Raw genomic sequence first — 25582 nt, 5'->3', positions numbered from 1 at the left:
CCGCGACCTGACTGACCGCGACTGATCCGCGACCCATGACACGGGGGTGGACAATGGCACTCAACCACGACTTCACCGGGCGCGTTCAAGAGCCGCCCGGCATCTACGAAGTGAGCCGGGAGAAGATCCGCGACTACGCACTCGCGACCGGCGACGCCCACCCCGCCTATCTGGACCCGGAGGCGGCCAAGGCGCTCGGCTACCCGGACGTCATCGCACCACCGTCCTTCGCCGTCCTGCTCTTCTTCCGCTTCGGCGGCTGGCCGCTGTACGACCCCGAATTCGGCAAGCGGAAGGAACCGGTGTGCGTGCACCGCGCCCAACAGGTCATCCACCGCCGGCCCATTCAGGCCGGTGACCGCCTGGTGCAGACCACACGCATCGACGACATGGCCGTCCTGGGCGTGCACGAGCAGTGGACGATGACACACACCATCGACACGGTCGACGGCGAACATGTCTGCACGGTCGTGAACACCATCCTGTCGCGCGGTACGGCGGAACCGGGTCCGGCGCAGCGGGGTCCGGCAGCGGCCCGTACGGCAGAGACCACGGAGGTATGACGGTGGCCGCACGCGTCGACTACGACGACATCGAGGTGGGTACCGAGGTCCCCGGGCAGCGGTTCACGGTGAAACGGGTCGACCTGCTGCGTTACTGCGGCGCCTGCTCGGACTTCACCATGACGCACTGGAACGAGCGCGTCGCCAAATCCGTCGGCCTCCCCGATGTCATCGCGCACGGCACCTTCACCATCGCCGAGGCCGTACGCATCGTCACCGACTGGACCGAGGACCCCGGCGCGTTGCTCGCATACTCGGTCCGGCGCTTCTCCCGGCCGGTCGTCGTCCCCGATGACGAGGGCGGCGCCACGGTCGACGTGACCGGATACGTCGAGGAGAAACTGGCCGGCCGACGGGCCGTGATCCGGTTGTCGGCGATATCGGGCGGACACCAGGTCATGGCCGGAGCGCGGGCCGTCGTCCAACTCGCCTGACGGCGACGGCGCGTGACCACGCGCGAAGGCGCTCGCGGGAACAGCACCAAGGAATTCGCGTAAACAGCGGAGACAAGGACACAGCCATGACAAGCCCCAGCATCGACGCCGACCAGGCGAGCCGGATCAAGGAGATCGTGACCGACATCCTGGAGATCGAACCCGACGACATGACGCTCACGAGCCTGTTCAAGGAGGACCACGACGCCGACTCGCTGCTCGCGATAGAGATCCTCGCGTCGCTGGAGAAGAACTTCAGGATCACCATCGGGCAGGACGACCTGGCACGCATGGTGAACCTCCAGGGCGTCAACGAGGTGGTGGCCGAGGCCGCCGCCAACAGCCGGTAGGCCGCGATGACCTGGCCGGACACCACCCCGCCACGACGGGTCGTCGTCACCGGCCTCGGCGCGGTGACCAGCATCGGGACCGGCGTACGGGACTTCCTCGCCGGGCTGCGCGCGGGGCGCAGCGGAGCCAAGCCCATCACCTCCTTCGACGTCACCGGCTTCGAGCACTCCCAGGGCTGCGAGATCGACGACTTCGCCGCGGAGGACTTCGTCTTCCGTCTCCCGCCGAGTGAGTACGGCAGGGCCAGCCATTTCGCGGCGGCCGCCGCCCGGATGGCCGTCGACGACGCGGCCCTGCCGGTCGAGGTGCTGCGCGAGGCCCGGTCACTGGTCACCGTCGGCACCACGGACGGGGAGTCCCGCGACCTGGACCGGCTCGTCCAGCAGGAGGTCGCCGACGGGCCCGAGCGGATGGACCCGGTGGTCGCCCGGCGCGTTCCGGCCGGGAAACTGTCCGTGGCCGCCGCCCGCGAACTCGGGCTGGTCAACGTCGAGGCGGTGACCCTGCCGACCGCCTGCGCGGCGGGCAACTACGCGATCGGCTACGGCTACGACGCGGTGCGCACCGGAGAGGTCGACTTCGCCCTGTGCGGTGGCGCGGACGCCGTATGCCTGAAGACATTCGCCGGGTTCTACCGGCTCGGGACCATCGCCCCGGAGAAGTGCCAGCCCTTCGACCTGCACCGGCGGGGCATCCTGACCGGCGAGGGTGCCGGCATCCTGCTGCTGGAGAGCCTGGAATCGGCGCTCGGACGCGGCGCGCGCATCCACGCGGAAGTGCTCGGTTACGGGCTCAACTGCGACGCGGACCACCCCGTCGCGCCGAACTCGGACAGCTTCGCCCGCTGCGTACGGCTGGCCCATGACAACGCGGGAATCTCCTCGGACGACGTCGACCTCATCTCCGCCCACGGCACCGGTACGAAGGCCAACGACATCAGCGAGTCCCGCGCCATGCGGCAGGTCTTCGGGGACAAGACCCCGCGCACCATCTCGATCAAATCGATGATCGGACACACCATGGGCGCGGCCAGCGCGCTGGCCGCCATCGCGTGCACGCTCGCCATCCGCGAAGGGTTCATCCCGCCGACCATCAACCACACCGAGACCGACCCCGAGTGCGACATCGACTGCGTGCCCAACGTGGCGGTCGACGCCGAGCTGCGCGTCGTACAGAACAACGCGCTGGCCTTCGGCGGAAACAACGCGGTGCTGATGCTCGGCCGGTACGAACGCGACGGGGGAGGCCCACAATGACCGTAGGGCCCGTGAATGAGAGATCTCAGAAGGAAAGTGCCGCCACCGCGACAACGGCGGCCGCGGTCACGGTGACATCGCGGCCCGGCCCGTACATCTCCGCCTGGTCGGCGGTCTCCGCCTTCGGAATCGGCCGCGTGGAGTTCAGCGAGGGAGTACGACGCCAGGAACCCGCTCTCACCGGCCTGGCCCCCGAGGAGGGACCGGCCACCATGGCGTGGGCCGGGCTCGTACCGAACGGCGGCCCCCGCGAACTGCTGGGCCGCAAGGGAACCCGCTCCATGGACCGGGCCACAGGGCTGGCCGTCGCCGCCGTGGGCCGGCTGCTCGACGACGGCGCGGGAGGCCGTATCGACGGGCTGGACGACAACACCGCGCTGGTGCTCGGCACTTCGAACGGCAGTGTGCGCAGCATTATGAGCTTCACCCGTGACGCGCTGACCGAGGACAAGCCGTACTTCGTCGATCCGGCCCGCTTCCCGAACACCGTCATGAACTGCGCCGCCGGGCAGTCGGCCATCCGCCACGGGCTGCGCGGCCCGAACGTGACGGTCGCGGGCGGCCGAGCCTCCGCGCTGCTCGCCCTGAACCACGCCCGGCGCCTCCACCGCTCGGGCCGTGCCCGCAGTGTGGTCTGCGGCGCGGTGGAGGAGTACTCCCCGGAGCGCGCCTGGCTCGACTGGCACACGCATGGCGGCCGGCAGGCACCGGTCATCGGCGAGGGCAGTGCCGTACTGCTGCTGGAGAGCCTGGAGTCGGCGACGGCGGGCGACCGCGCTCCGCTCGCCGAACTGGCCGCGGTGCGCAGCGCGTTGCCGGCCCGTGAGGCGGACGTCCCCACCGTACTGGCCGAGTGCCTCCGCCAGTCACTCACGGCCGCCGGGACCGACGCCTCCGACGTCTGGGCCGTCGCGCCGACTGGGGTACGGGGCGACCTCGGCGCGTACGAACGCGCGGGCCTGGCCGACGTTTTCGCCGAACGCGTCCCCCGCGAGGTGGTGTGCTCCGAACTGCTCGGTGACACCTACGCCGCTTCGGTCGCCTTCCAGACCGTCAGCCTCCTCAGTCTCGCCGAGCGCGACACGGACGCGGCGGGACGGGCGGGACTGGTGACGACGGTGGACGCGGACGGTGTCGTCGGCTGCGCCGTGCTGCGCTTTCCGCACCGAGACACCACCGGCCAACGGCTCTGAGAACGGGCGTGGAGGAGAGGTACGGATGGACAACGGACAGCGGTCCGCGGAGCGGCCGGGGCAGAGTTCGGGGCGGCAACAGAGACAGCAACAAAGACAGCAACAAAGACAGCAACAGGGGCCGGGGCAGCGGCCCGTAGCCCTGGTGACCGGAGGCTCCCGAGGCATCGGCCGCGCCGTCGTCCGCAGGCTCGCCGAGGATGGCCACGACGTGAGTTTCTGCTACCGGTCGCGGTCCGAAGAGGCACGGGAGGCCGAGAAGGAGGCCGAGGAGCACGGAGCCAGGGTCCTCTCCCAGGAGACCGATGTGACGGACCCGGTTGCCGTGCGCGCGCTCGTCCAGGACACGGAACAGCGGCTCGGCCCCGTCGACGTACTGGTCACCTCGGCCGGAGTCACCCGCGACAAGCCGCTGGTGACCATGGCGGAGGAGGACTGGCACAGCGTGCTGCGGGTGAACCTGGACGGCACGTTCACGGTCTGTCACGCCGTGATCCTGGGGATGATGAAGCGCCGGAGCGGGGTGATCCTCACCCTCTCGTCCACCGCCGGGGTGTACGGCAACCCGACACAGACGAACTACTCCGCCTCCAAGGCCGGGATCATCGGCTTCACCCGCGCCCTGGCCAAGGAAGTGGGCGGGTACGGCGTCCGCGCGAATGTCGTGGCCCCCGGCTTCATCGAGACCGACATGACGGCCGTGCTGGCGGAACGCCAGCGGAAGAAGGCGGTCGACCGTATCCCACTGGGGCGTTTCGGCGGCCCGGACGAGGTCGCGGACCTCGTCGCGTATCTCGCCTCACCACGCGCCTCGTACATCACCGGAGCCGTCCTCCAGGTCGACGGCGGTCTCACCATCTAGTACCCCGACCGGCGTCGAGTGCTGTGCGGTCGGCCCTCAAGGAGTCTCTCTCATGGAAGTGCCCCGCCGCCCCCGGTCGCGCCCCCGTCCCCTCGTCTACTTCTCCTTCCGAAGCCCGTACTCCTGGCTGGCCCACCACGATCTGACGCGTCATCACCCGGAGGCGGCCCGTGCGGTCCAATGGCGGCCCTTCTGGGAGCCGGACGAGGAGAGCGAACACGCGCTGGCGCAGACGGGCGGCCGGTTCATCTACACGCCCATGTCCCGTGAGAAGCACCTCTACATACTCGGCGACATACGCCGACTGGCCAACCGCCGTGGAATGAAGGTGAGTTGGCCAGGCGACCGTGACGCCTGGTGGGAGCCGTCCCACCTCGCCTATCTGGTGGCCGAGGCGGAAGGCAGAGGGCCCGAGTTCATCGAGCGTGTCTACCGCGCGCGCTGGCAGGAGGGACTCGACATCTCGGACCGCAGGACCGTCGGGAAACTGGCGGCCGACGTCGGGGTCTCGGCCGCGGCCGAACGTGCCACCGACGACCCGGACCTCCGTCGGCGCGGTGTCGGAGCCCTCTCGGACATGGACCACGACGATGTCTTCGGTGTTCCGTTCTTCGTCAACGGGCGTCAGAAGTTCTGGGGCCTCGACCGGCTCGCGGACTTCCTCGCCACTCTCGACACCGGAGACAGCCCCGACCCCACCACTGCGTCCGTAGCCGACCCGCCGGATCCGGCGCCCCTGCCCGCCTCGCGGTCGAGCGACCACGGACACGCCGGCGGCTGCGGCTGACCCCTGGCCCGGTCCGTTCCCCCGGCAGGCCGAGGGCGCGAACGGGAACCCCCACCACCGGGTCGTGCGTCGTAACGGGCAGCGTCGTGATCATGGCCACGGGGCAGGGCGGGTCCGAAGAGATGGGTGAGACGTGGTGGAGCGGGCGGAGAGCCGTGTGGACCTGGAGGCGGAGCCGCGAACGGCGCCGCCTCGGCGGTGGGCACGGAGCACCGGCCGGTGGCGGTGGGGTACGGACGCGCGGGGCCGCTCATCCTGGTCGCGAGGGCGGATTCTCGCCGCGTCGGCCGTACTGAGCGCCGGTCTGCTGGCGTTCCATGGCGCCGTGCCCAACACCGTCGGGCACCTCGGCAGCCTGCTGGAGGCATTCCTGCCGTGGCTGGGCCTGGCCGTTCCGGTGCTGCTCTCCCTGGCACTGCTGCGCCGCTCGGCCACCGCGCTGGTGGCACTGCTGCTGCCGGCGGCCGTCTGGACGGGGCATTTCGGCGGGCTGCTGCTGCCCGTGGACGACGGCGCGCACGACATCACGGCGGTTCAGCACAACGTCAGCGACGAGAACAGCGATCCCGAGGGCACCGCGACAGCCCTGGCCGAGGCCGAACCGGATCTCATCGCCCTGGAAGAGCTGATCCCCTCCGCGCTGCCCGCCTATGAGAGGACGCTGGCGGCGGATTACCCGTACCACGCGGTCAAGGGCACAGTCGGACTCTGGTCGAGACATCCGCTGTCGGACGTCCGGTCGCTGGACATCAAGCCGGCGGGGATCGGCGAGGGCTGGAGCCGTGGGCTGCGGTCCAGTGTGCGTGTGCCGCGGGGCGAGATCGCGGTGTACGTCGCCCACCTGCCCTCGGTCCGGGTGCGGTTGAGCGGTCTCGAGTCCGACTGGCGGGACGAGAGCGCCCGCCTCCTGGGCGAGGCCATCGCCGCCGAGAAGGTGGATCAGGTGATTTTGCTCGGTGACCTCAACAGTACGGTGGACGACCGAGGGCTGGCCCCGGTCACCTCGCGGATGAACACGGCTGAGCGGGGCCCCGACTTCAGTTGGCCCGCGGCCTTTCCCGTCTCGCGGATCGACCACGTCATGGCACGCTCGGCGAGGGTCACCGACATCCGGACTCTGCCCGTGACCGGCAGCGACCATCTTCCGGTGGTAGCCCGCCTCAGGTTCTGACGGCCCGCCTCAGACTCTGACGGCCCACATCAGGTTCTGGCAGTCGCCACCCGCCTCGTGCTCCGAGCCCTCGCGAGCGCGCGGCCTCAGGCTCTCAGCGGATCAACAGCGCGGGGCAGACCCGGACCACCGCGATGCCCCGGTCCGGGCGTCCCAGCCGGAAGCGCACCTTCCCGTGCAGCACCGTGCCCGAGGCGGCGCGGCCACCCGTCAGCTCCTCCCCGGGGAAGAGCGTGAACGTCCACCCGCCGCCGACCTCGCAGTCCGGCAGCTCGCCGCCGGACTGGAGCACCCGCGCACCCCAGATCTGGCGCACCATCAGGTCACGGGTGTCGAACCCGTCCACGGTGAAGGACTTCACGCCGTGCCCGTCCCGGATATCGGCGTAACTGCCGAAGTGCAGACCGGCGGCGCCGGTGATGGTGGCCACCGGGGTCCAGTCGGTGCCCGGCCGGACCGGCAGCGCGCCGGCGGGGAGGGCCTTGTCCACGACATCGGCCGTGGGTTTTCCGACCTGGTCCCCGCGCATGGCCGGATCCACGGCCCCCCGCGTGTCGAGCTTGGCCGGATCGGGCACCAGCAGCACGCCGTAGGTGGCTTCGTCGGCGAACCGCGCGTCCTTGAAGTGCCCGCGCAGGGCCTCGACGGCTCGCCGGGCCCGCTCCCAGCGCTTGGTGGAGATGGTCTTCTCGAGATACGCGGCCGTCGGCACCGGCAGCCCGGCAGCGCCGAGTCCTTCGCGTACGGAGGCACATGTGTTCCAGCCGGACTTGGCCAGCAGTTCGATCTGCTCGTTCGCGAACACCGCAACCTCCGGTGGGCCGTGGGTCATTACGGGCTCGTCACGCTATCGGCTGTCGTCCGCGAGCCTCGGGAGCGCCACTCGGGAAGCGGGGGCGGGGCCGGCAACCGGTGCGGGAGCCGGCGCGAGGGAGTGGGTGGGGGTGGCGGCGGGCGTCTGCTGGGCAGCGCCGGCGGGCGGCAACGGCAGCGCGCGCAGCGTGGCCTCGGCCTTGAGCAGCATCTCGTCGTACTCCGCCACCGGGTCCGAGTCCAGCACGATCGCGCCGCCCGCGCCGACCGTCAGCTCGTCCCGCCATCGTACGGCTGTGCGGATCACGATATTGAGGTCCGCGCTCCCGGAGAATCCCAGATAGCCGAGGGCGCCCGAATAGACGCCCCGCGCCTGTCCCTCCAGCGAGTCGATGATCTCCAGCGTGCGGAGCTTCGGCGCCCCGGTCATCGACCCGCCGGGGAAACACGCCCGTACGCAGTCGATCGCGCCGGTGTCCGCGCGCAGCACACCGCGGACCGTGGAGACCAGCTGGTGCACCGTGGCGTAGGACTCGGTGGCCATGAACGCCGGTACGGTCACGCTGCCCACTTCGCAGACCCGGCCGAGATCATTGCGGAGGAGATCCACGATCATCAGATTCTCCGCGCGTGTCTTGGCATCGGTCCGCAGCGAGTCACGCAGCGCCTCGTCGGTCCCGGGATCGGGGTCACGCCGCGCCGTGCCCTTGATGGGCTTGCTCTCCACGACGCCGTCGCGGCCGAGGCGGAGGAACCGCTCGGGGGACGAGCTGAAGACCGTGAGTTCGCCCAGACACAGCAGCGCGGAGTACGGAGCGGGGTTGAGACGGCGCAGCCTGCGGTAGTAGGCGAGGTCGTCGGCCGGCGCGGGCAGCCGGACGCTGTTGGTCAGGCATATCTCGTAGCTCTCGCCCGCGCGCAGCTGCCGGCGGCACTCCTCGACGTCGGCCAGATACCGCTCCCGCGGTCGCGCCAGCATGCGGGCGGTGTCCGGCCTCGCCGGCACCGGGGGAGCGGTGACATCCTTGCTCGTAGGGGCACCGGGCGCGGCGTCCGGCAGGCCCGCCAGCCGCGCGAGCGTACGGTCGGCCCAGGACAGCGCGGCGGCGGACTCGCCCTCTCCGGCCACCGCCACGACGTACGTCCGGCCCTCCGCGTGGTCGACAGCGACGAAGCGGTTCACCCGCAGCCATACCGCGTCCGGTGTCGGCGCCCGGTGGGCGGCGGTCGAGCCCGTATCGGCCTTGAGCTCGTAGCCGAAGTACCCGACGTATCCGCCGGTGAAGTCGAACGGCAGCTCGTCGGCGCCCTCCACGCGCCGTTCCAGCCGGTCCCGGAGCACGTCGAAGACGTCGCCCGACTGGAGATACGGGATACCGCCCGACGGCTCGACGATCACCGCGCCGTCCCCCAACCGGTAGGTGAGGACTTCACCGCCCGCGCCCTCGGCGTCCCCCAGGAACGAGAACCGCGACAGCCCTTCCTCGACCAGCGCGCTGTCCAGCCAGAACGCCCGGTCGCTCGCCCCGTGCAGCGCGAGGAACGCGGCCTCGGTGTCGATGTGCCGGTCGATACGACGCGTATGCAGGCGCAGTCCCGTGGAGCGGGATTCGGTGGGGTTCGGCTCGGTGGAACTCCGCTCGGCTCCCGGGGCGCGGCCCTCCTCGGGGCGTGCGCCCGGTCGCGTACGGGAGACCGTGTGCCGCCTCGAACCCAGCGCCAGTTCACGGAAGTTCGACACCAGCTCGGCGCCGTACTCCGTGCTGATCGACTCCGGATGGAACTGCACGCCCCACAACGGGAGTTCACGATGACGCAGGCCCATGATCACACCGTCCTCCGCCCACGCCATCGCCTCCAGCTCCGCCGGGATCGGCTCGGCGACACACAAGGAGTGGTAGCGCACCGCGGTGAACCGCTGCGGAATCCCGGCGAAGAGCCCCTCACCGGTGTGCTCGACGGTGGTCAGATGGCCGTGCCGCGGCTCCGGTGCGCTCTCCACGCGCGCGCCGCCCAGCAGCCCGATCCCCTGATGCCCCAGGCAGACGCCGAGGGTGGGCAGCTCCGCCCGCCGCAGCAGATCGCGGGAGTGGCCGAAGTCGCGGTGTGCGTGCGGCCGGCCGGGGCCGGGCGAGACGACCGCACAGTCGAACCGCCGGAGATCGAGTCCGCCCCACTCCGGGTCGTCGTTGCGTACGACCGTCGGCTCCACGCCGTAGACCTCGGCGATCAGTTGACAGAGGTTGTACGTGTAGGAGTCGTAGTTGTCGACGAGCAGTGTGCGCATGGCCCCTCTCAGGGTCGGACGGTCGTCGTCCGCGGCGGGGTGCGGGCGCCGAGGATACGGGGAGCGCCGGAAGCTCCGGCGACGGAAGAAGCTGAAGAACGGAAGGAACGGAAGGAACGGCGGGAGCGGAAGGAAACGCGGGAGCCCCGGGATCCCAGACCCTGGTCAGCCGGTCGAGACCGTGGACCAGTCGAAGGGGATACGGTCGAGGACCTCCATCTCGTCGCACAGCCGGTGCAGCGCCCCGAAGTCCTGGAGCAGGCGCCGACGGGACGCGTCGTGCTCGACATCCAGCACCATGTTCCGTCCGCCCTCCACACCCACCAGGTCGACGATCCGGTGCCAGGTCCGGAAGTCGTTGGCAGCGAACGCCTCCATGCCGTCGGCGAGGGCCGCGAGGAAGAGGGCGCGCCGCGGCGGGGCGAGGCGCGCGTACGCCGCCTTGGCGATCTCGTCCGCGATGGACGCGTGGCAGTGCTCGTCCCGGTTGTGCAGAGCGGCGGTGGTCCGGTTGACCGGCTGGATCACCTCGTTGTCCGCGATGAGGTCCAGGTACGCGTTGATGGCGATCTCGGCGACGGTGGTGTAGGCGAGCGTGTCGATCTCGCGGTGGCCCGCCTCCGACGCCATCGCCATCCGCTGCCCGTACCGCCGGGCCTTGTAGCCGAGCGGCAGCGCCGCATCGGGCATCCGCCAGCCCCGCCGCCGTCGGGTCACCGCGCTCGCGTTCAGGTGCATCAGTGTGTGGTACTGCTCGTCGACCATCGCCTGGGTCACCGCGACGGTCATCGTCTCGCCCAGGCCGGTCTCGAAGACATCCGTCATCAGCAGTCCGAAGCCGGGATTCACCACGTGCTGTTCGATGTCCATGACGTTCTTGTTGAACGCTATCCAGGCCCACGCGCGCAGCTTCGCCCTGGTCTCGTCGTCCAGCGCGAGGTACGTCGGGTGGTCGTGGAACGGCAACAGGCCGTCCGGGTAGTCCGGGCGGTCCGGCTCGAACAGGTCTTCCAGTACGGGTTCCTGCCGCTTGACCGCCGCGCGTCGGTGCCAGTTCCCGGAGAGCCGGTCGATCACGGCGTTCTCCACCGGATCGCGCGGATCGTACGCGGGTAACTCCGCCCGCCCTCCTCCGTTCACCTCGCCACCACTACCATGTTCAATACCGTGAAAATCTAGACTCATGCATACATTGTACTGCTCTATACTTTAGGGCAGTAGCCCCGGAGCCGAACGGATCCCGTACGAGAGGTGATTGAGTGATGCGGACAGAAGTCTCGCCTCCGGTGCCCGGCACCCCGAGCCCCTGGCATCCGGGCCGCTGGCGGCGACCGCGGGCCCAGCAGCCGCCCGGCTGGCCGGAGAGCGCCGGTCTGCGGGAGATCCGCGAGCGGCTCGTCGCCAGGCCGCCACTGGTGACGCCGGCGGAAGTGGCCGGTCTGCGCCGGCGGCTGGCCGATGTCGCGTCCGGCCGGGGCGTGGTCATCCAGATGGGGGACTGCGCCGAGACCTTCGCGCTGCCCACGCCGACCGACTCGGCCCGTACGGTGGCGCTGGCCCGTGCGGCCGCGTCCCTGGCCGAGGAGCGGCTGGGCGTGCGGGTGGTCAGCATCGGCCGCATCGCGGGGCAGTTCTCCAAGCCCCGTACGTCACTGACCGAAGAGGTGGACGGTGTCCAAGTGCCGTCCTTCAGGGGCGACTTGGTCAACGCCTCCGCGCCGGACGAACTCTCCCGCCGCCCCGAGCCGCGCAGGCTGCTCTGGGGGTACGAACATGCCGCGCGCACGCTGTCCTTGCTGCGCCGTGCCGGAGCGGACGGCACTCCCGAGCCAGGCTCCGGCGCCCGCGTCTCCTCCGTCCCCGCGCTCGCGCCCGGCCCTGTGCTGTGGACCAGTCACGAGGCGCTGATCCTCGACTACGAGGAGCCCCTGACCCGGTGGGACGCCGAGAGCGGGGCGTGGGTCCTGTGTTCCACCCACTTCCCGTGGGTGGGGGAGCGCACCCGTCATGTCGACGGCGCCCATGTGCGTTTCCTCGCCGAGGTGGCCAACGCGGTCGGCTGCAAGGTGGGTCCGGGCATGACACCGCGGGAGATCGTCCGGCTCGCCGGAATCCTCGACCCCGGCCGCAGGCCCGGAAGGCTCGTGCTCATCGCGAGGATGGGGGAGGGGCGCGTCGGGGCGGTGCTGCCGGGGCTGGTGGAGGCCGTACGCAGGGCGGGACACCCCGTCGGCTGGCTGTGCGACCCCATGCACGGCAACACCGTCCGTGCCTCCAGCGGGCACAAGACCCGGCACATGAGTGCGGTGCTCGCGGAGATCGCCGGTTTCGTGGCGGCCGTTCGGAGCGGGGGCGGCAGGCCGGGCGGCCTTCACCTGGAGAGTACGGCCGATTCGGTCACGGAATGCGTCGGAGGTCGCTGCGGAATCCTGGAGAGCCAGGTGCCAGAGGCCTATTACACCGCCTGTGACCCGCGGTTGAATGCCGATCAAGCTCTTGAGGCCGTCGCGTACTTCGCTGATGCTCTGGTGAACTCAAGTGGCGTCTGACTCTTGTTCACGCCATGGCCGGGCCAACAGCGAGTCAACCAAGCCCCCGAGAAACCGCGGTGCAGTACAGTTCATGGGAGTGGGGACAGGCCGGGTGCGTTGACCGTATTCTGGACGGGGAATTTCATGACCGTACAACCTCCTATTGACTCGGATGTGATCCTTTCGCCATGGCCCTTACGGGCCGACTCCAGGGCGACTCAGGTCCGTCAGTTATTGGCACGTGCCGGTGTGCAGCCGGGGGAGCGAATACTGGATATAGACGGACAACTGTGTGAGCGAGGAACCTCGCGGCCACAGCTCGAGGAATTCAGGATCCACGCGGTGCGCGAGAGCGACAGCACCGGTGGATCCTTCGGCGTTTCAGGCCCCCGGTTCGACGCGCTGGTGGCGCTGGACTGCTGGCCGTCGGTTTCGGTCCCCGCCGCGCTGCGCGCCTGGCGCGGGCTGCTCGCGGCCGGACGGGGCGTCATCGTCGTCGCCGGAACGGATACCGGAACCGATACGGGATCGGGCGCCTGGGCCGAAGCGCGGACAGGTCCGGAGCCCGGAGCGGGGGCCGGTGTGGCGGCGAAGGCCGAGGGCCGGCGCGCCTCGCAGCAGTGGGCGGACGAGCTGAGCGAGGGAGGGTTCGAGATCGAGCTGATCGCCAAGTCCCCGGTGACATCGCATCATTACGAGGCGCTGGCGCAGTCGGCGCGCGGTGCTCGTGCCGCTCTACGCGCGGTGCTGGGGGCGGGGCCGGCGAATTCGTATCTGACCCATGTCGAGCGTCTGGAGGACAGTGTGCGATTGTCGCGGTCCGAGCGGTTCGAGATCATCGCGCGGGCGCCGGGCGGGAGGGCTGTCCCGCGAAGCGGCGAGGAACCGCGCCGGTATGTGAATGTCAAACCGTCGGCGCGCTGTCGAACGTGACTCCCGCGACCGGCGTGCGTGGCACTCTCGCTCCCGGCGGACATACCAGTGCCCTGCCGGGGTAAGATGTATGCAATGTATAGTGACGCACAACTAATGTGCGCAACTTTACAAGCTTGCTGAGGGCTTGCGCATCTATTCGAGACGCTCCTTCTCGGTGCGGCTTCTCAGTCGTCGGGAGGATGGTGGCCATGAAGAGAGCGATGTCCGAACGTCACGCCAGCGACCAGGAGCAGGGTGCCTGGAACCAGCTCGCGATGTTCCACGCGCGTGTGTCCGCCATGGTGGGACGCTCGTTGCAGGATCGGTTCGGGCTCTCCCTCACGGAGTACAGCGCACTGGAGGCGCTCGCCGAGGCGCAGGGGACCGATGGGCTGCGTATGCAGGTGCTCGCGGACACCGTCGGCCTGAATCAGAGTTCCGTCAGTCGCCTGGTCGCCCGGCTGGAGCGGGAGGATCTTGTCGAGCGGAACCTGAACCAGCGCGACCGGCGCGGCGTATTCACCACGATCACCCCGGCGGGACGCGAGATGCTGGGCGAAGCGATGCCCGTGTATTCGCAGACGCTCGCCGCCGCATTCGACAGACTGGGCGCAGATCCGGAACTGCGAGAACTGGTCGAGCGAATCGGCCGGTGACCCGTGGGTCGTTCTGCTTCCGGATCGTTCCCGGCCCGTCGGTATTCGGGTGGGGAATCGATGGTCCGGCTCCCTTCCTGTTGCTGTGGTATGTCGCGCGTGCGAGCCTGGTTCGGGTGTCCTGAAGGACTACGGAAATAGGGGTTCGATCATGACTGCGCCGGATGCTGTCGAGCGGTATTACGACGCCTGGATCAATCGAAATGGCGATATGACCCACGTTCCGCTCGCGGAGGACTTCACCTTCGTCGGACCCGTCGGTTCTTTCGATTCACCCGAGGGATTCCGGGAAATGGCAGCCCAGTTCGGACCCATTGCCCAGGATTTCACGGTCCGTCACCAGTTCTCCGACGGTGATCTGGTGTGCTCGATCGTGGAATGGCACCTCCCGCAGGTGCCGGGCACGACCACCGCCGCCGAGCTGCTGACGGTCGAGCACGGAGCCCTCGTGCGTGCCGAGGTCATCTACGACGGCGAGCAGTTGCGCAAACTCGCCGCCGGGTGATGTCAGGACGATGCCGCCCCGGGCACCGGTATCCGGTGCCCGGGGCGGCATCGTCCTGTCGGAGTCAGAGGGGCTTCCTCGCGCGCCGCCGGCGCCGGTGGGGGTAGGTGAGCAGCAGAAAGACCGTGGCGACGACAGCGACCGCCTCGGCGAGCGCGGTGAGTCTCTTTTCGCCGTACCAGAGGGGCTCGTACATGTTCGGGATCGGGCCCAGTTCGCCGACGTCGACATAGCGGTAGACCAGCAGGAGCGCGAGGCCTCCCGCCGCGACCGCCCAGGCGAAGAGGTCGCCCGGCACCCGGCGCCAGACCAGGACGACCAGCGCCGCGAGCGCGGCCAGCCCGGCCTCGATACGGAAGAGCGTGCCCTGGCTGATGCTCGCTGAGACGGTGTCGTACTGGTCGGCCAGCCGCGCGTGCAGATAGGCGTCCACCGCGAGCCCGGCCGCGGCCAGGACGCGGGCCGCTCCCCTCAGCAGCCGGAGCGTCCGCCCACGAGGAGAAGGTACGGCGGAGGTGTCTGCTGACATCGCGTCTCCTGTTGCACCGGGGCGGCACTTCTCGAACATGGGTGGGGATCCGCCGGACAGGGCCTAAGGGCACCACCCACTACACGGCACCCCCGGATACGGGGCCACTGGACAGAGCCGTCCGACGTACGTGCCGCCGTGGCCCGCCCCTTCCGGTATCTCCAGCGTCACGATGACCCGGCCCACCGTGCCCAGCGGGCCGGGTCCGCTGTTCTCCAGGTGGAAGTTCGACGGCGCGCCGCCGTGATCCGTACCGAGCACGGCGGCCGTGATCGACGCAGTGAGGAGCCTGACGCAGTGAACGCAGCAGCAATCAGACGGATGGGCCGGCCCGGCCCGCCGTCACCCGGTGGGCAGCGCGGACGGCCGCCGCGTACACGCGTAGGCCTGTGGATCGCCCTGGCCGCCGCCGTCCTGGTGCTGGGAACGGCCGGGACGGGCGGCTGGTTCTACACCGAGCTCAGCGGCAACATCCACGGCGCGGGCGTGGACGACGCGCTCGGCGACAACCGGCCCGGGGCCACCAGGGGCGGCGAGAACATCCTGGTCATCGGCTCCGACAGCCGCCGGGGGCTGGGCGACGCCTACGGCCGGGGTCTGACCACGATGCAGTCCGACACCCTGATGCTGCTGCATGTCGGCGGAAGCCGGCGGTGGGCCACCGTGGTCTCCTTCCCCCGCGACTCCTGGGTACGGATCCCCGCCTGCGAGCAGGGCAACGGCACCTCGTCCGTACCGCACCACTTCAAGATCAACGCCGCGTTCGCGATCGGCGGCGCCACGGGCGACACCGCCAAGGCCGCCGCCTGCGCGATCAAGACCGTCGAGCAGAACACCCGTGTACGGGTCGATCACTTCATGATCGTGGACTTCCGGGGGTTCACCGGCATGGTCAACGCTCTGGGCGGCGTCGAGGTCTGTCCCACGCGGCCCATCCACGACACACGAGCGCATCTGGACCTCCGGGCGGGGTGCCAGACGGTCAAGGACGACCAGGCCCTCGGTTATGTGCGGGCCCGCTACAGCCTCGGTGACGGAACGGACATCGGCCGTATCGGCCGCCAGCAGGAGTTCATGCGGGCCCTCACCACGAAGGCCAAGGCCAGGCTGTACAACCCCAAGGCGCTGTACGGCTTTCTCGACTCGGCCACCAAGTCACTGACCACCGACCCCGATCTGGCCGGACTCCGGCCTCTCTACGAACTGGCCTCCGGCGTCAAGGGTCTGCCCACCGACCGGATCGAGTTCCTGACCGTCCCCCACTACCCCCGGGCACGGGATGTGCCCGGGGACCTGGCCAATGTGGTGTGGAACCCGCCCGCGGCCCGGCAGTTGTTCACCGCGCTCACGGCCGACCGTGAGATGACCGGGGCCCGGCTCAAGAAGGCGGCCGGCCAACTGCCCCCCGCCGCCAACACCGTTCCGGTAGCGGTCCTCAACGGCACCGACACCAGCGGCAAGGCCCGCGCGGTCGCAGGCCGGCTGAGCGAACTCGGCTTCCGGATCACCGCGACCGGCAACGCCCCCGAACCGGTGGGACGGAGCACCCTCACCTATCCGCAGGGCCTCGCAGGCCAGGCCAAGGCCCTTGCCGAGAGGATCCCCGGACTCGACCCCACCGTCTCCGACCGGGCCGCCCCCGGCACCGTAACCCTCACCATCGGCCCCGACCTGCCCGTTCTCCGTGGGTGACCAGCGGGACCGTCGCGGGCGACCCGGCGGTCAAACCGACTCTTGGGCAAGGGAGTTGTGCATGACCGTGTGGTCTGATTTTCATCGACCACCGTCGTGCACATGGAAGGGCACGGTGGTCACCACGATCTTCGGCAGGGGCCGCAGGGCGCGCCGCAGCCGTCCCGCCAGGTGGCTGTGGAGCACACGGTGCCACCGGTGCCGTACGACGATCTCCGGGAGGATGACGGTGATGGTCAGGTCCGGGCGTTGGCGGTGCAGCGACTCGATGTAACTGATCAGCGGCGCCACGACCGCCCGGTAGGGGGAGATCACGATGCGCAGCGGGAGATGGTCTCCCCAGAGGTGCCAGCTCTCACGGAAGCGTTCGGCGTCCTCGTCGCTGGGGCTGACATGCAGGACGAGGACGGGCTGTTGGAGGGACGCCGCATACGCCAGGGCGCGCATGCTCGCCTGGTGCAGCGCGTCGATCGGGACGAGGGACAGATGGCGGATCTCCTCGGGGGTGTCCTCGCTCTCCGAGTCCCGGTCCCCGCCGGACGGCACCGGCGGCACGGAGGGCGTGGACGGTACGCGCGGGGTGGGCTCCGCCGGTGCGTGGGCCCCGGGCCGCGGCGAGATCGTACGGCTGGGAATCTCGATCATCTGCGGGCGAAGGCGCAACGCCCGCCGCACCATGTCGTAGTGACGCCGGATGCGCGTCGTCACGAGCAGGAACCCGGCGACGGCCAGAATGGCGAGCCACGCGCCCTCCGTGAACTTGGTGATGCCGGCCGTGATGAAGACGACCGCGGAGAGCAGAGCGCCGGTCGCGTTGAAACACAGGCTCTTGCGCCAGTGCCGGTCGCGCCTGCGCCACCAATGCACGACCATGCCGCTCTGTGACAGGGTGAAAGCGAGAAACACACCGACGGCGTAGAGCGGAATCAGCGTCGCCGTCCTGCCGTCGAACGCGACATAGACGACCGCCGCCGCCACGGACAGCACGATGATTCCGTTGCTGAAGGCCAGCCGGTCTCCCAGTCGCAGGAAGATTCTCGGCGCCTGGCTGTCGCGCGCCAGCAGGAACAGCACCCGGGGGAAGTCGTTGTACGCGGTGTTCGCCGCGAGCAGGAGCACCAGCGCGGTCGCCGCCTGCGTAAAGACATACATGCCGCCCGACCCGAAGCTGTGATGGGCCAGTTGGGACAGTACGGTCTCCTGCGACCGCGGGACGACACCCTCCAGGTACACCATGGCGACCGTGCCGGCGAACAGGGTGATGAGCAGCCCGATCATCCACGACAGCGTCGTACGCGCGTTGCGCCAGGCGACGGGCCGGAAGGCGGGCACCGCGTTGGAGATCGCCTCGATCCCGGTCATCGCCGTCGAGCCGGAGGCGAAGGCCCGCATCACCAGCAGCAGGCCGACGCTCTCGGTCGCGTGGAGCGGCGGGGTCGGCAAGGGCTCGAAGCCCCGGCCGGCCGCCTCGTACACACCGGCCCCCACCAGCGCCAGAATGGCGATGATGAAGGCGTACGTGGGCGCCGCGAACAGTGCGCCGGCCTGCCGGACGCCCCGCAGGTTCCCCGCGAGCAGGACCGCGATGACCAGCACCCCGATCAGGACGACATCATCGGCCAGTTGGGGGAGCGCCGAGGTGACCGCCGCCATCCCGGACGAGACGGAGACGGCGACGGTCAGGATGTAGTCGGTCATCAGACCGGCCGCGGCCATCAGCCCCGGTACACGCCCCAGATTGTCCGTCGCGACGATGTACGACCCGCCACCGTGCGGATACGCGCGGATCGTCTGGCGGTACGACAACCCGACCGCCAGCATCAGGAAGACGATCGCCAGGGACACCGGCACCGAGTAGCCGAGACCCGCCGTACCACCGAGCACCAGCACCGCGAGCAAGGCCTCGGGGCCGTACGCGACCGAGGACAGCGCGTCCGCCGAGAGAACGGGCAACGCCACGATCTTGCGCATGTGCTCGCGCGCGATCGCCGTACTCCTCAACGGCGCCCCCAGGACCGCCCGTCGCAGGCGGGCGCCGAAACGCCCGGCCTGGCCCGCGCCGTCCCCTTCGGCCTCCACCTCGCCCACGTCCGCACCGGACGGTCTCCCGCCGAACGGGGGCACCCGTACGAAACGGCCGAAGCGGGCCGGCACGATCTGCGCGGGCTCGGGATAGCTGCCGACATCGGGATCCACCGGCAGCGCGTCGCGCCAGGTGCCCGGAGCGGCGGACACCCGCCCCCACTCCCGCCCCACCAGCCGCAGCAGCATGGACTGCTCCGCGTCGGGCTTCTCCGCGATGACCGGCGCGCCGGCGGTGTCAGCGGCCGTGTTCCCCGGGTCCTGGCGGCGCCGTCGGTCTTCTCCTTGATTGTCCGTCACGCTCGCGAGTCTCTGCGGGGAGCTGTGCCGCCGGTCGCTCCTGGGGCGGTCGACACACGGGCGGGAACGCCGACAACCCGTTCGGACGTACGGCGAGCGCGGGGCACGGCCATCGTCGCGGCCACGGTTCCCCGTCGCGGGTCGCGGGTCGCGGGTCGCGGGTCGCGGGTCGCACGTCACGCGTCGCACGTCGCACGTCACAGGTACGGCCCGGAGCGGCCAGGGCGTGGAGGCGGCCGTCCGGGGAGCGGGCCGTCTACGAGGCCGTCTTCGGCAGCCCCACGGGGTTGAGCTCCGAAGAGGGCACCGCCTCGTTCGGCAGTCCCCAGCGCTTCAGGACCTTCCCGTACGCGCCGTTCTTGATCACGGTGTTGAGCGCCTCGTGAACCGGCTTGATCAGGCCGTTGTCCTTCTTGGCGGTGGCCGCGATCTTGCCCTGCACGGCGCTGCCCGCTCCCGAGAATGTACCGACGATCTCGGTCTGCCCGGTGGAGGCCGCATGGTAGGCGGCGACCGGGTTCGGCCCCAGATAGGCGTCGAGGCGCCCGGAGCCGAGCGCCAGATAGTAGTCGCTGGTGTTCTGGTAGATCTTGATGTCGGTGGGCTTGCGCCCCTCCCGCACGTTCTCCTTGTTCCAGTCGACCAGCAGTTTCTCCTGGTTGGTGCCGGAGGAGACCCCGATGCTCCTGCCCGCCACGTCCTTCGGGCCCTTCACCCGCCAGCCGGTGCCCTTCTTGGCCTCGAAGGCGATGTTGTCCAGCCGGTAGGTCGCGAAATCGTACTTCTCCTTGCGCTCCTCGGTGACGGTGATGTTGCTGAGGCCGATGTCGTACTTGCCGCTGTCGAGACCGACGAAGATGTTCGCCCAGTCGACCGGGTTGTAGTGCAGCTTGAGCCCGAGCACATCCGCCACCAGCGAGGCGATGTCCGGTTCCACACCGATCACGGTCTTGTCGTCGGTCGCGTAGAAGGTCAACGGGGGCACGGAACCAGCCGAGTTGACGACCTCCAGGGTGCCCCGCTTCCGGATGGCCGCCGGCACCAGTGCGGCGATGGAGTCCACCTTGGCCGCGGTGACCCGCTTCTGGTCGGGGCCCAGGTTGATCTGGAGGCCGTTCTTCCCACCGCCCTTCGCCGCGGTCCCGCCCGTGGTGCCGTCGGCGGAGTTCCCGCATCCGGTGAGCGAGAAGGCGGTGACGAGGCCGAGCAGGGCGGCGGAGGCGCGGAGGATGCGGCGGGGTGGCACGAGGAGCTCCTTGTCGAAGGTGGGAGGCGCGGCGCGAACGGGGAGGGGGAGGAAGGGGAGGAAATACGGCCGGGAGACAGGACGTCCGTAGGTCACAGGACCTTGGACAGGAACGCCTTGGTGCGTTCGTGCCGCGGACGGTCGAGCACCTCGGCGGGTGGGCCCTGCTCGACGACCACTCCCTCGTCCATGAAGACGACGGTGTCGGCGACCTCACGGGCGAAGCCGATCTCATGCGTGACGACGATCATGGTGGTGCCGGTACGGGCCAGATCCTTGATGACATCGAGGACCTCACCCACCAACTCGGGGTCCAGCGCCGAGGTGGGCTCGTCGAAGAGCAGCACCTTCGGCTCCGGCGCGAGAGCGCGGGCGATGGCCACGCGCTGCTGCTGGCCGCCGGAGAGCTGCCGCGGATAGGCCCCGGCCTTGTCGGTGAGTCCCACCCGCTCCAGCAGCCGTTCGGCCTGTTCGACGGCGGCCTTGCGGGGCCGGCGCAGCGCCGAGACCGGGGCCTCGATGATGTTCTCCACCACGGTGAGATGGGGGAAGAGATGGAAGTTCTGGAACACGAATCCGATGTGCATGCGCTGCTTGAGTACCTCACGCTCCTTGAGTTCATGCAGCTTGGAGCCGGAGCGGCGATAGCCGACCAGCTCGCCATCGATGCTGACGTATCCGCGGTCCAGCCGTTCGAGGTGGTTGATGGCGCGCAGCAGCGTCGACTTCCCGGAGCCCGAGGGGCCGAGTACGACGGTGACCTCTCCGGCGCGGACCTGGAGGTCGACCCCGCGCAGCACCTCCAGGGTGCCGAAGCTCTTGTGGACGCCGCGCACATCGACCATCAGAGCGCCGTCGGCGGCCGGATCGGGGTCGGTCGCCGGTACGGGGTCGGCGCCCGGATCGGCGGAGGCGAGCGGGGAAGGCGGCCGGGTGTCGGTGCTCATCGTGGGAATCCTCCGGTGGCGGCAGTGGCCCGCATCCTGCGGGTGAAGGCGCGGGCCCGCTGGAACGGCGTGGGCGGGGGCGTGCGTTCCGCACCGCGGGCGAAGTGCCGCTCCACGTAGTACTGGGCGAGGGTCAGCAGGGTGGTCAGCAGGATGTACCAGACGGTGGCGACCATGAGCAGGGGGACGACCCGCCCGTTACGCCCGTAGATCACCTGCACTTGGTAGAACAGCTCCCCGATGGCCATCACGGAGACGATCGAGGTGCCCTTGAAGAGGGAGATGACCTCGTTGGCGGCGTTGGGGAGGATGCCGCGCATGGCCTGCGGCAGCAGAATGCGGCGCAGTTGGCGCAGCCGGGGGATGCCCAGGGCGGCGGCGGCTTCCAGTTGCCCGGCGTCGACCGAGATGATCCCGCCACGGATGATCTCCGCCGCGTATGCGGCCTGATGCAGCGCGAGCCCGATGACGGCGGCCGAGAGCGCCCCCACCAGGTTCATCGTGTCGAAGCTCCACAGGACCGGGCCGAAGGGGATGCCGATTCCCAACTCCTCGTAGAGATAGGCCAGGTTGAACCAGAACAGCAGTTGCACGATGAGTGGGATGGAACGGAAGGCCCAGATGTACGTCCAGGCGACGGTCTGCAGAATGACGCTTCTGCTCAGCCGCATGAACGCGAGGACGACGCCGAGTGCGAAGCCCAGGGCCGTTCCGTACGCGGTGAGTTGGAGCGTCACCCAGACGGCCTTGAGCACGGTGTCGGTGGACAGGTAGAGGAAGAAGGTGTCCCATTCCCAGCCCGGGTTGGTGACCAGACCGTGGATGAACTGCGCGACGACGACAAGCGTGGCCACGCCGGCCACCCAGCGCCAGTAGTGGCGTGCGGGCACGACCTTCAAGGTGGCGGGGTCCTCGCAGGAGGGGCCCCCGGAGGCGGGATCGGTGCCGGACGGTGCCGGTGGTGCGGACGGCCGGACCTTCCCGGGTGGTTCGGGCGCCGACCGGGTGGCGGCGGTGCCGGTGGGGGATGTCATCGGAGGCTCCTGTCGGCTGCTTCTTCTACTTCTTCTGCTTCTTCTACTTCTTCTCGGGCGGGCTGATCCGGGACTCCTCGATGGCGGATTCCGTCGTTCCCCACTTGTCGAGGATCTGGCCGTAGGTGCCGTCGTCGATCAGCTTGTTCACGGCTCCCTGGAACGCCTTGAGCAGCGGGGAGTTCTTCTTGAAGGCGAATCCCACGTCGAGCCGGTGGAATTCGTTGAGGAACCGGACCCCGGCCGCCGGCTGATCCGCCTGGTGACGCAGGCCGTTGATCGTCGACATGACCACTTCGACCCGGTTCTGCTGGAGGCTGGTGAGCAGCGCGCCGTTGTCGGAGTACACATTGACCGTGTACGGCTTCTTGCCCGCGTCGGCGCAGACGCCCTTCCGGGAGTTGAGAGTGGTCTCGAAAGTGGTGCCCGCCCCCACCCCGACGGTCTTGCCGCACAGCTGGTCGAGCCGGGTCACCTTGCCGAGGCTCTTGTCGTCCTTACGGACGGAGAACCCCTGACCGTCATTGATGTAGGTGACGAAGTCGATCGTCCGGCGGCGCTCGTCGGTCACCCCGAAGTTTCCGGTGCCCACGTCGTACTTGCCACTGCCGAGCGCGGGCAGGATCGTCTCGAATCCGGCCTCCTGGCGCTCCAGCCTCAGCCCCAGGAGCTTGCCCACGGCATCGGCGATGTCGATGTCCTGCCCCGCGGGCAGGCGGCTCGACGCGCTGGGGAAGTAGGCGCTGGGCGGCGCCCCCACGGAAGCGGCGATCCGGAGCGTTCCCCGCTCCCGTACGTCCTCGGGCAGCAGCTTCGCCAGCGAGGCGTCCTTCATCAGTGACGCCGTGACATTCTCCGACGGCGCGGGCGCGGCTCCGCCCGCGCTCTCCTGCCCGGCAGCCGGGCCCGTTCCGCACCCCGCCAGGGCAGGCAGGAGCAGGGCGGCCGCAAGCGCGGCGGTCACCGGGTGGCGCACGGGCCGATGACGGCTCGGGATCAGGGTGTGCACGGGGTCATGCCTTTCTTCCGGTAAGGCTTTCGGCGGAGGCCGGGGAACGGTCGGAGAGATGTTTTTCGAAGGCGAGAGGGCCGATGGTCTCCGGATCGGCGCTCGTGTCGAAGAGCGGTGTGTATCCGGTCGTCAGATACAGCCCCCGGGCCTCCGGCTGACGCGGCCCGGTGGTGAGGAAGATCCGGCGGTAGCCGTGGTCGGCGGCGACGCGCTCCAGCTCGGCGACCACCAGCCGGGCCAACCCCCGCCGCCGATGGGCCGAGTGGGTCCAGATCCGCTTCAGCTCGGCGGTCGTGCTGTTGATGCCGGCCGGGGCGTCGGTGCCGTTGACGGTGTCGGTGTCGGTGTCGGTGCCGTTGACGGTGCTGTCGGTGCTGTCGGTGCTGTCGGTGCTGTCGGTGCTGTCGGTGTGGTCGTAACGGCGGAACGCCCCTCCGGCGACCGGCTCGCCGTGCTCCAGCAAAAGCAGCAGAACCCCGTGCGGCGGGTCGAACTCCTCTGCCGGGTAACGGGCCAGCTCGCGGTGCGCGTCCTTGCCGTAGCGGCTGGAGTACTCGTCCCCCAGCTCCCGCAGCATCGGCCCCACCAGCGGGTCCGAGACCCGGGTCCGCAACCAGGTCAGAGCGCCGGGCTCGGCAACGGAGGTCATCAGCCGGCCTCGACCAGCGTCCGCGGGGCACGGGCCGCGCGCTCCGCGTCCCGCTTGGCGACCTCTTCGCGTACCAGCGGAATGACATGCCGGCCGAAGTCGATGGCGTCGCCCAGCAGGTCGTATCCGCGGGCGGAGATGATGTCCACCCCGAGGTCGTAGTAGTCGAGCAGGGCTTGGGCGACCGTCTCCGGTGTGCCCACCAGCGCGTTGGAGTTGCCCGCGCCCCCGGTGGCGGCTGCGGTCGGGGTCCACAGCGCCCGGTCGTAGCGTTCACCCGACTCCGCGATCGAGATCAGGCGTTGCGACCCGGCGTTCTCCGGCTCTCCTCGGCGGTGATGGCGCACCACGGCTGCCTCGCCCTTCTCCTTGCGGGCCTTGATCGCGGCCACCGTCCGGTGCGCCTTCTCCCAGGCGAGTTCCTCCGTCGGAGCGATGATCGGCCGGAAGGCCACCTGGATACGGGGCGCGGTCGTGCGGCCGGCCGCACGCGCCGCGGCCTTCACCGCCTCGATCTGCTCGGCCGTCCTGTCCAGCGGCTCACCCCACAGGGCGTAGATGTCCGCCTCGGCGCCTCCGGCCTCGTACGCGGCGGCCGACGATCCGCCGAACGAGACATCGGGCCGCGGCTGTTGGACGGGAAAGACATCGCTGACGAAGTCGTGGAACCGGTAGTGCTCGCCCTCGTGGTCGAAGGCCTCGTGCGAAGTCCAGATCCGCTTGACGATCTCGATGTACTCGCGAGTGCGGGCGTAACGCCGGTCCTTGGTGAGTGTGTCGCCCTCGCGCCCCTGCTCGTGGTCGTTGCCGCCGGTGATGAAGTGGACCGTGAGACGGCCGTCGCTGATCTGGTCCAGTGTGGCGAAGGTCTTGGCGGCGAAGGTCGGATACGAGACGTTCGGCCGGTGCGCGAGCAGGATCTGGAGTCCGTCCAGCCGGGAGGCGATGTACGCGGCGGCCGGAGCGGGATCGGGCGAGCCCGAACCGTACGCGAACAGCACCCGGTCCCAGCCGTGGTCCTCATGGGCGCGGGCGAGCTTGAGCGTGTACTCCTTGTCGAACGCGGCGCCGGAGCGGGGATTCGTCTCCGACCCGTCGTGGGTGGCGGCGATACCGAGGAACTCCACAGGCATGACGGACCTTTCGAGCAGGAGAGCGAAGGGGGGGGGCGAAGGAGAGCCAGGGGCAATGCGAGGAGAGGATGGAGAGGGCTGAGCGGAGACAGGAGTTGTGCACCGGCGCCGGGCAGGCCGAAGCCGACCCTGGACGGACCGCGGGACACGGTGGAAGTGGAACGGGAGCACGTGTGACGGCTGGAGGCGCGATGACGGGCGGACACGACGGGTGGCGGCACGTGTGACGACGGGTGGTGGCACGTGTGACGACGGGCAGGCGTGATGGCGCGTGGAACGTCACATCAGGGATGCGGCGGCAGCGTGCGCCCGGTGAGATACGAGGAACTCGGCCCGCGACGGGATCACCGAGGGAGGGAAGGGCCGGTCAGGCGGCCCGCTGCCGGGTCAGGCGCAACAAGAGGAGGACCACACTCGACCGAAGTCGATGTGTCCGCGGGTGACCAACGGCAGCTGCTTCTGCATGGAGCCAATTGAGCACGGTACGTTCGCCGAAGTCAACACGCGCTCGCTCCATGGGCCGAAGTCGACCGGCGTTGGCCGACGGGCGTCCGCTCCGTGAACTGCCGCTCCGAGGCGGGCGTGGACGCTTCTTGACAGACACGCGGCATCCGCCCGTACGATCGAGACGCGT

At 69.7% G+C, this 25582-nt stretch carries 24 protein-coding genes; 13 read left to right on the top strand and 11 right to left on the bottom strand.

Annotated features, from left to right (window positions below; translation table 11 throughout):
* Nucleotides 1-53: 53 nt before the first annotated feature.
* The 8 genes from ACIOJD_RS24525 (at nucleotide 54) to ACIOJD_RS24490 (ending at nucleotide 6617) form a co-directional block, all read left to right on the top strand.
* Nucleotides 54-563 carry a MaoC family dehydratase N-terminal domain-containing protein gene (locus ACIOJD_RS24525; RefSeq protein WP_401917445.1) on the top strand — a complete coding sequence of 170 codons (510 nt, stop codon included), beginning with the start codon at nucleotides 54-56 and terminating at the stop codon, nucleotides 561-563.
* Between the two features lie 2 nt (nucleotides 564-565).
* Complete coding sequence (locus ACIOJD_RS24520; protein WP_401917443.1) at nucleotides 566-997, top strand: MaoC/PaaZ C-terminal domain-containing protein; 432 nt, start codon at nucleotides 566-568, stop codon at nucleotides 995-997.
* A gap of 86 nt (nucleotides 998-1083) precedes the next feature.
* Nucleotides 1084-1347, top strand: coding sequence for an acyl carrier protein (locus ACIOJD_RS24515; RefSeq protein ID WP_401917441.1), 264 nt, complete (start codon nucleotides 1084-1086; stop codon nucleotides 1345-1347).
* 6 nt (nucleotides 1348-1353) lie between these two features.
* A complete protein-coding gene (locus tag ACIOJD_RS24510) occupies nucleotides 1354-2604 on the top strand; it encodes a beta-ketoacyl-[acyl-carrier-protein] synthase family protein (protein WP_401917439.1) in 1251 nt (416 codons plus the stop codon).
* Between the two features lie 11 nt (nucleotides 2605-2615).
* Nucleotides 2616-3797, top strand: a complete 1182-nt coding sequence (locus ACIOJD_RS24505) for a beta-ketoacyl synthase N-terminal-like domain-containing protein (protein WP_401917437.1) — start codon at nucleotides 2616-2618, stop codon at nucleotides 3795-3797.
* Between the two features lie 145 nt (nucleotides 3798-3942).
* Nucleotides 3943-4659, top strand: coding sequence for a 3-oxoacyl-[acyl-carrier-protein] reductase (fabG, locus tag ACIOJD_RS24500; RefSeq protein WP_401917435.1), 717 nt, complete (start codon nucleotides 3943-3945; stop codon nucleotides 4657-4659).
* A 52-nt stretch (nucleotides 4660-4711) separates the two neighbouring features.
* Nucleotides 4712-5446, top strand: a complete 735-nt coding sequence (locus tag ACIOJD_RS24495) for a 2-hydroxychromene-2-carboxylate isomerase (RefSeq protein ID WP_401917433.1) — start codon at nucleotides 4712-4714, stop codon at nucleotides 5444-5446.
* 271 nt (nucleotides 5447-5717) lie between these two features.
* Nucleotides 5718-6617 carry an endonuclease/exonuclease/phosphatase family protein gene (locus ACIOJD_RS24490; protein ID WP_401918035.1) on the top strand — a complete coding sequence of 300 codons (900 nt, stop codon included), beginning with the start codon at nucleotides 5718-5720 and terminating at the stop codon, nucleotides 6615-6617.
* A 94-nt stretch (nucleotides 6618-6711) separates the two neighbouring features.
* Here the strand turns inward: ACIOJD_RS24490 and ACIOJD_RS24485 are convergent, their stop codons facing one another.
* The 3 genes from ACIOJD_RS24485 to ACIOJD_RS24475 all read right to left on the bottom strand — a co-directional run bounded on the left by ACIOJD_RS24485 (nucleotide 6712) and on the right by ACIOJD_RS24475 (nucleotide 10902).
* Nucleotides 6712-7422 carry a hypothetical protein gene (locus tag ACIOJD_RS24485; RefSeq protein WP_401917431.1) on the bottom strand — a complete coding sequence of 237 codons (711 nt, stop codon included), beginning with the start codon at nucleotides 7420-7422 and terminating at the stop codon, nucleotides 6712-6714.
* 42 nt (nucleotides 7423-7464) lie between these two features.
* The gene (gene pabB, locus ACIOJD_RS24480; RefSeq protein WP_401917429.1) at nucleotides 7465-9717 is read right to left on the bottom strand and encodes an aminodeoxychorismate synthase component I; all 2253 of its coding nucleotides are present in this window, start codon (nucleotides 9715-9717) and stop codon (nucleotides 7465-7467) included.
* A 165-nt stretch (nucleotides 9718-9882) separates the two neighbouring features.
* Nucleotides 9883-10902: a diiron oxygenase gene (locus ACIOJD_RS24475; protein WP_401917428.1), complete on the bottom strand. Its 1020-nt coding sequence runs from the start codon at nucleotides 10900-10902 to the stop codon at nucleotides 9883-9885.
* Nucleotides 10903-10979: 77 nt separating this feature from the next.
* On the opposite strand from ACIOJD_RS24475, the gene ACIOJD_RS24470 reads away from it, so the two are divergent.
* The 4 genes from ACIOJD_RS24470 to ACIOJD_RS24455 all read left to right on the top strand — a co-directional run bounded on the left by ACIOJD_RS24470 (nucleotide 10980) and on the right by ACIOJD_RS24455 (nucleotide 14324).
* A complete protein-coding gene (locus ACIOJD_RS24470) occupies nucleotides 10980-12266 on the top strand; it encodes a 3-deoxy-7-phosphoheptulonate synthase (RefSeq protein WP_401917426.1) in 1287 nt (428 codons plus the stop codon).
* Nucleotides 12267-12590: 324 nt separating this feature from the next.
* On the top strand, nucleotides 12591-13181 hold the full coding sequence (locus tag ACIOJD_RS24465; RefSeq protein ID WP_401917424.1) for a hypothetical protein: 591 nt from the start codon (nucleotides 12591-12593) through the stop codon (nucleotides 13179-13181).
* A gap of 191 nt (nucleotides 13182-13372) precedes the next feature.
* Complete coding sequence (locus ACIOJD_RS24460; RefSeq protein ID WP_401917422.1) at nucleotides 13373-13819, top strand: MarR family winged helix-turn-helix transcriptional regulator; 447 nt, start codon at nucleotides 13373-13375, stop codon at nucleotides 13817-13819.
* A 151-nt stretch (nucleotides 13820-13970) separates the two neighbouring features.
* A complete protein-coding gene (locus ACIOJD_RS24455) occupies nucleotides 13971-14324 on the top strand; it encodes a nuclear transport factor 2 family protein (protein WP_401917420.1) in 354 nt (117 codons plus the stop codon).
* A 64-nt stretch (nucleotides 14325-14388) separates the two neighbouring features.
* Here the strand turns inward: ACIOJD_RS24455 and ACIOJD_RS24450 are convergent, their stop codons facing one another.
* Nucleotides 14389-14853, bottom strand: coding sequence for a hypothetical protein (locus ACIOJD_RS24450; protein ID WP_401917418.1), 465 nt, complete (start codon nucleotides 14851-14853; stop codon nucleotides 14389-14391).
* A 297-nt stretch (nucleotides 14854-15150) separates the two neighbouring features.
* Between ACIOJD_RS24450 and ACIOJD_RS24445 the strand changes: the two genes are divergently transcribed.
* The gene (locus ACIOJD_RS24445; protein WP_401917416.1) at nucleotides 15151-16545 is read left to right on the top strand and encodes an LCP family protein; all 1395 of its coding nucleotides are present in this window, start codon (nucleotides 15151-15153) and stop codon (nucleotides 16543-16545) included.
* 81 nt (nucleotides 16546-16626) lie between these two features.
* Here the strand turns inward: ACIOJD_RS24445 and ACIOJD_RS24440 are convergent, their stop codons facing one another.
* The 7 genes from ACIOJD_RS24440 to ACIOJD_RS24410 all read right to left on the bottom strand — a co-directional run bounded on the left by ACIOJD_RS24440 (nucleotide 16627) and on the right by ACIOJD_RS24410 (nucleotide 24948).
* Nucleotides 16627-18516: an APC family permease gene (locus tag ACIOJD_RS24440; protein WP_401918033.1), complete on the bottom strand. Its 1890-nt coding sequence runs from the start codon at nucleotides 18514-18516 to the stop codon at nucleotides 16627-16629.
* 667 nt (nucleotides 18517-19183) lie between these two features.
* Nucleotides 19184-20173: an ABC transporter substrate-binding protein gene (locus tag ACIOJD_RS24435; protein ID WP_401917414.1), complete on the bottom strand. Its 990-nt coding sequence runs from the start codon at nucleotides 20171-20173 to the stop codon at nucleotides 19184-19186.
* Between the two features lie 92 nt (nucleotides 20174-20265).
* Nucleotides 20266-21018: an amino acid ABC transporter ATP-binding protein gene (locus ACIOJD_RS24430; protein ID WP_401918031.1), complete on the bottom strand. Its 753-nt coding sequence runs from the start codon at nucleotides 21016-21018 to the stop codon at nucleotides 20266-20268.
* 98 nt (nucleotides 21019-21116) lie between these two features.
* A complete protein-coding gene (locus tag ACIOJD_RS24425; protein WP_401917412.1) occupies nucleotides 21117-22154 on the bottom strand; it encodes an amino acid ABC transporter permease in 1038 nt (345 codons plus the stop codon).
* A 43-nt stretch (nucleotides 22155-22197) separates the two neighbouring features.
* The gene (locus ACIOJD_RS24420) at nucleotides 22198-23163 is read right to left on the bottom strand and encodes an ABC transporter substrate-binding protein (RefSeq protein WP_401917410.1); all 966 of its coding nucleotides are present in this window, start codon (nucleotides 23161-23163) and stop codon (nucleotides 22198-22200) included.
* A gap of 4 nt (nucleotides 23164-23167) precedes the next feature.
* A complete protein-coding gene (locus tag ACIOJD_RS24415; protein WP_401917408.1) occupies nucleotides 23168-23815 on the bottom strand; it encodes a GNAT family N-acetyltransferase in 648 nt (215 codons plus the stop codon).
* Nucleotides 23815-24948, bottom strand: a complete 1134-nt coding sequence (locus tag ACIOJD_RS24410; protein WP_401917406.1) for an LLM class flavin-dependent oxidoreductase — start codon at nucleotides 24946-24948, stop codon at nucleotides 23815-23817. Before ACIOJD_RS24410 ends, ACIOJD_RS24415 begins: the two co-directional genes overlap by 1 nt.
* Between the last annotated feature and the right edge of the window lie 634 nt (nucleotides 24949-25582).

Source organism: Streptomyces sp. NPDC088116 (assembly GCF_044741745.1).
Taxonomy (GTDB): Bacteria; Actinomycetota; Actinomycetes; order Streptomycetales; family Streptomycetaceae; genus Streptomyces.
This window is presented reverse-complemented; position numbering and strand designations above follow the sequence as displayed.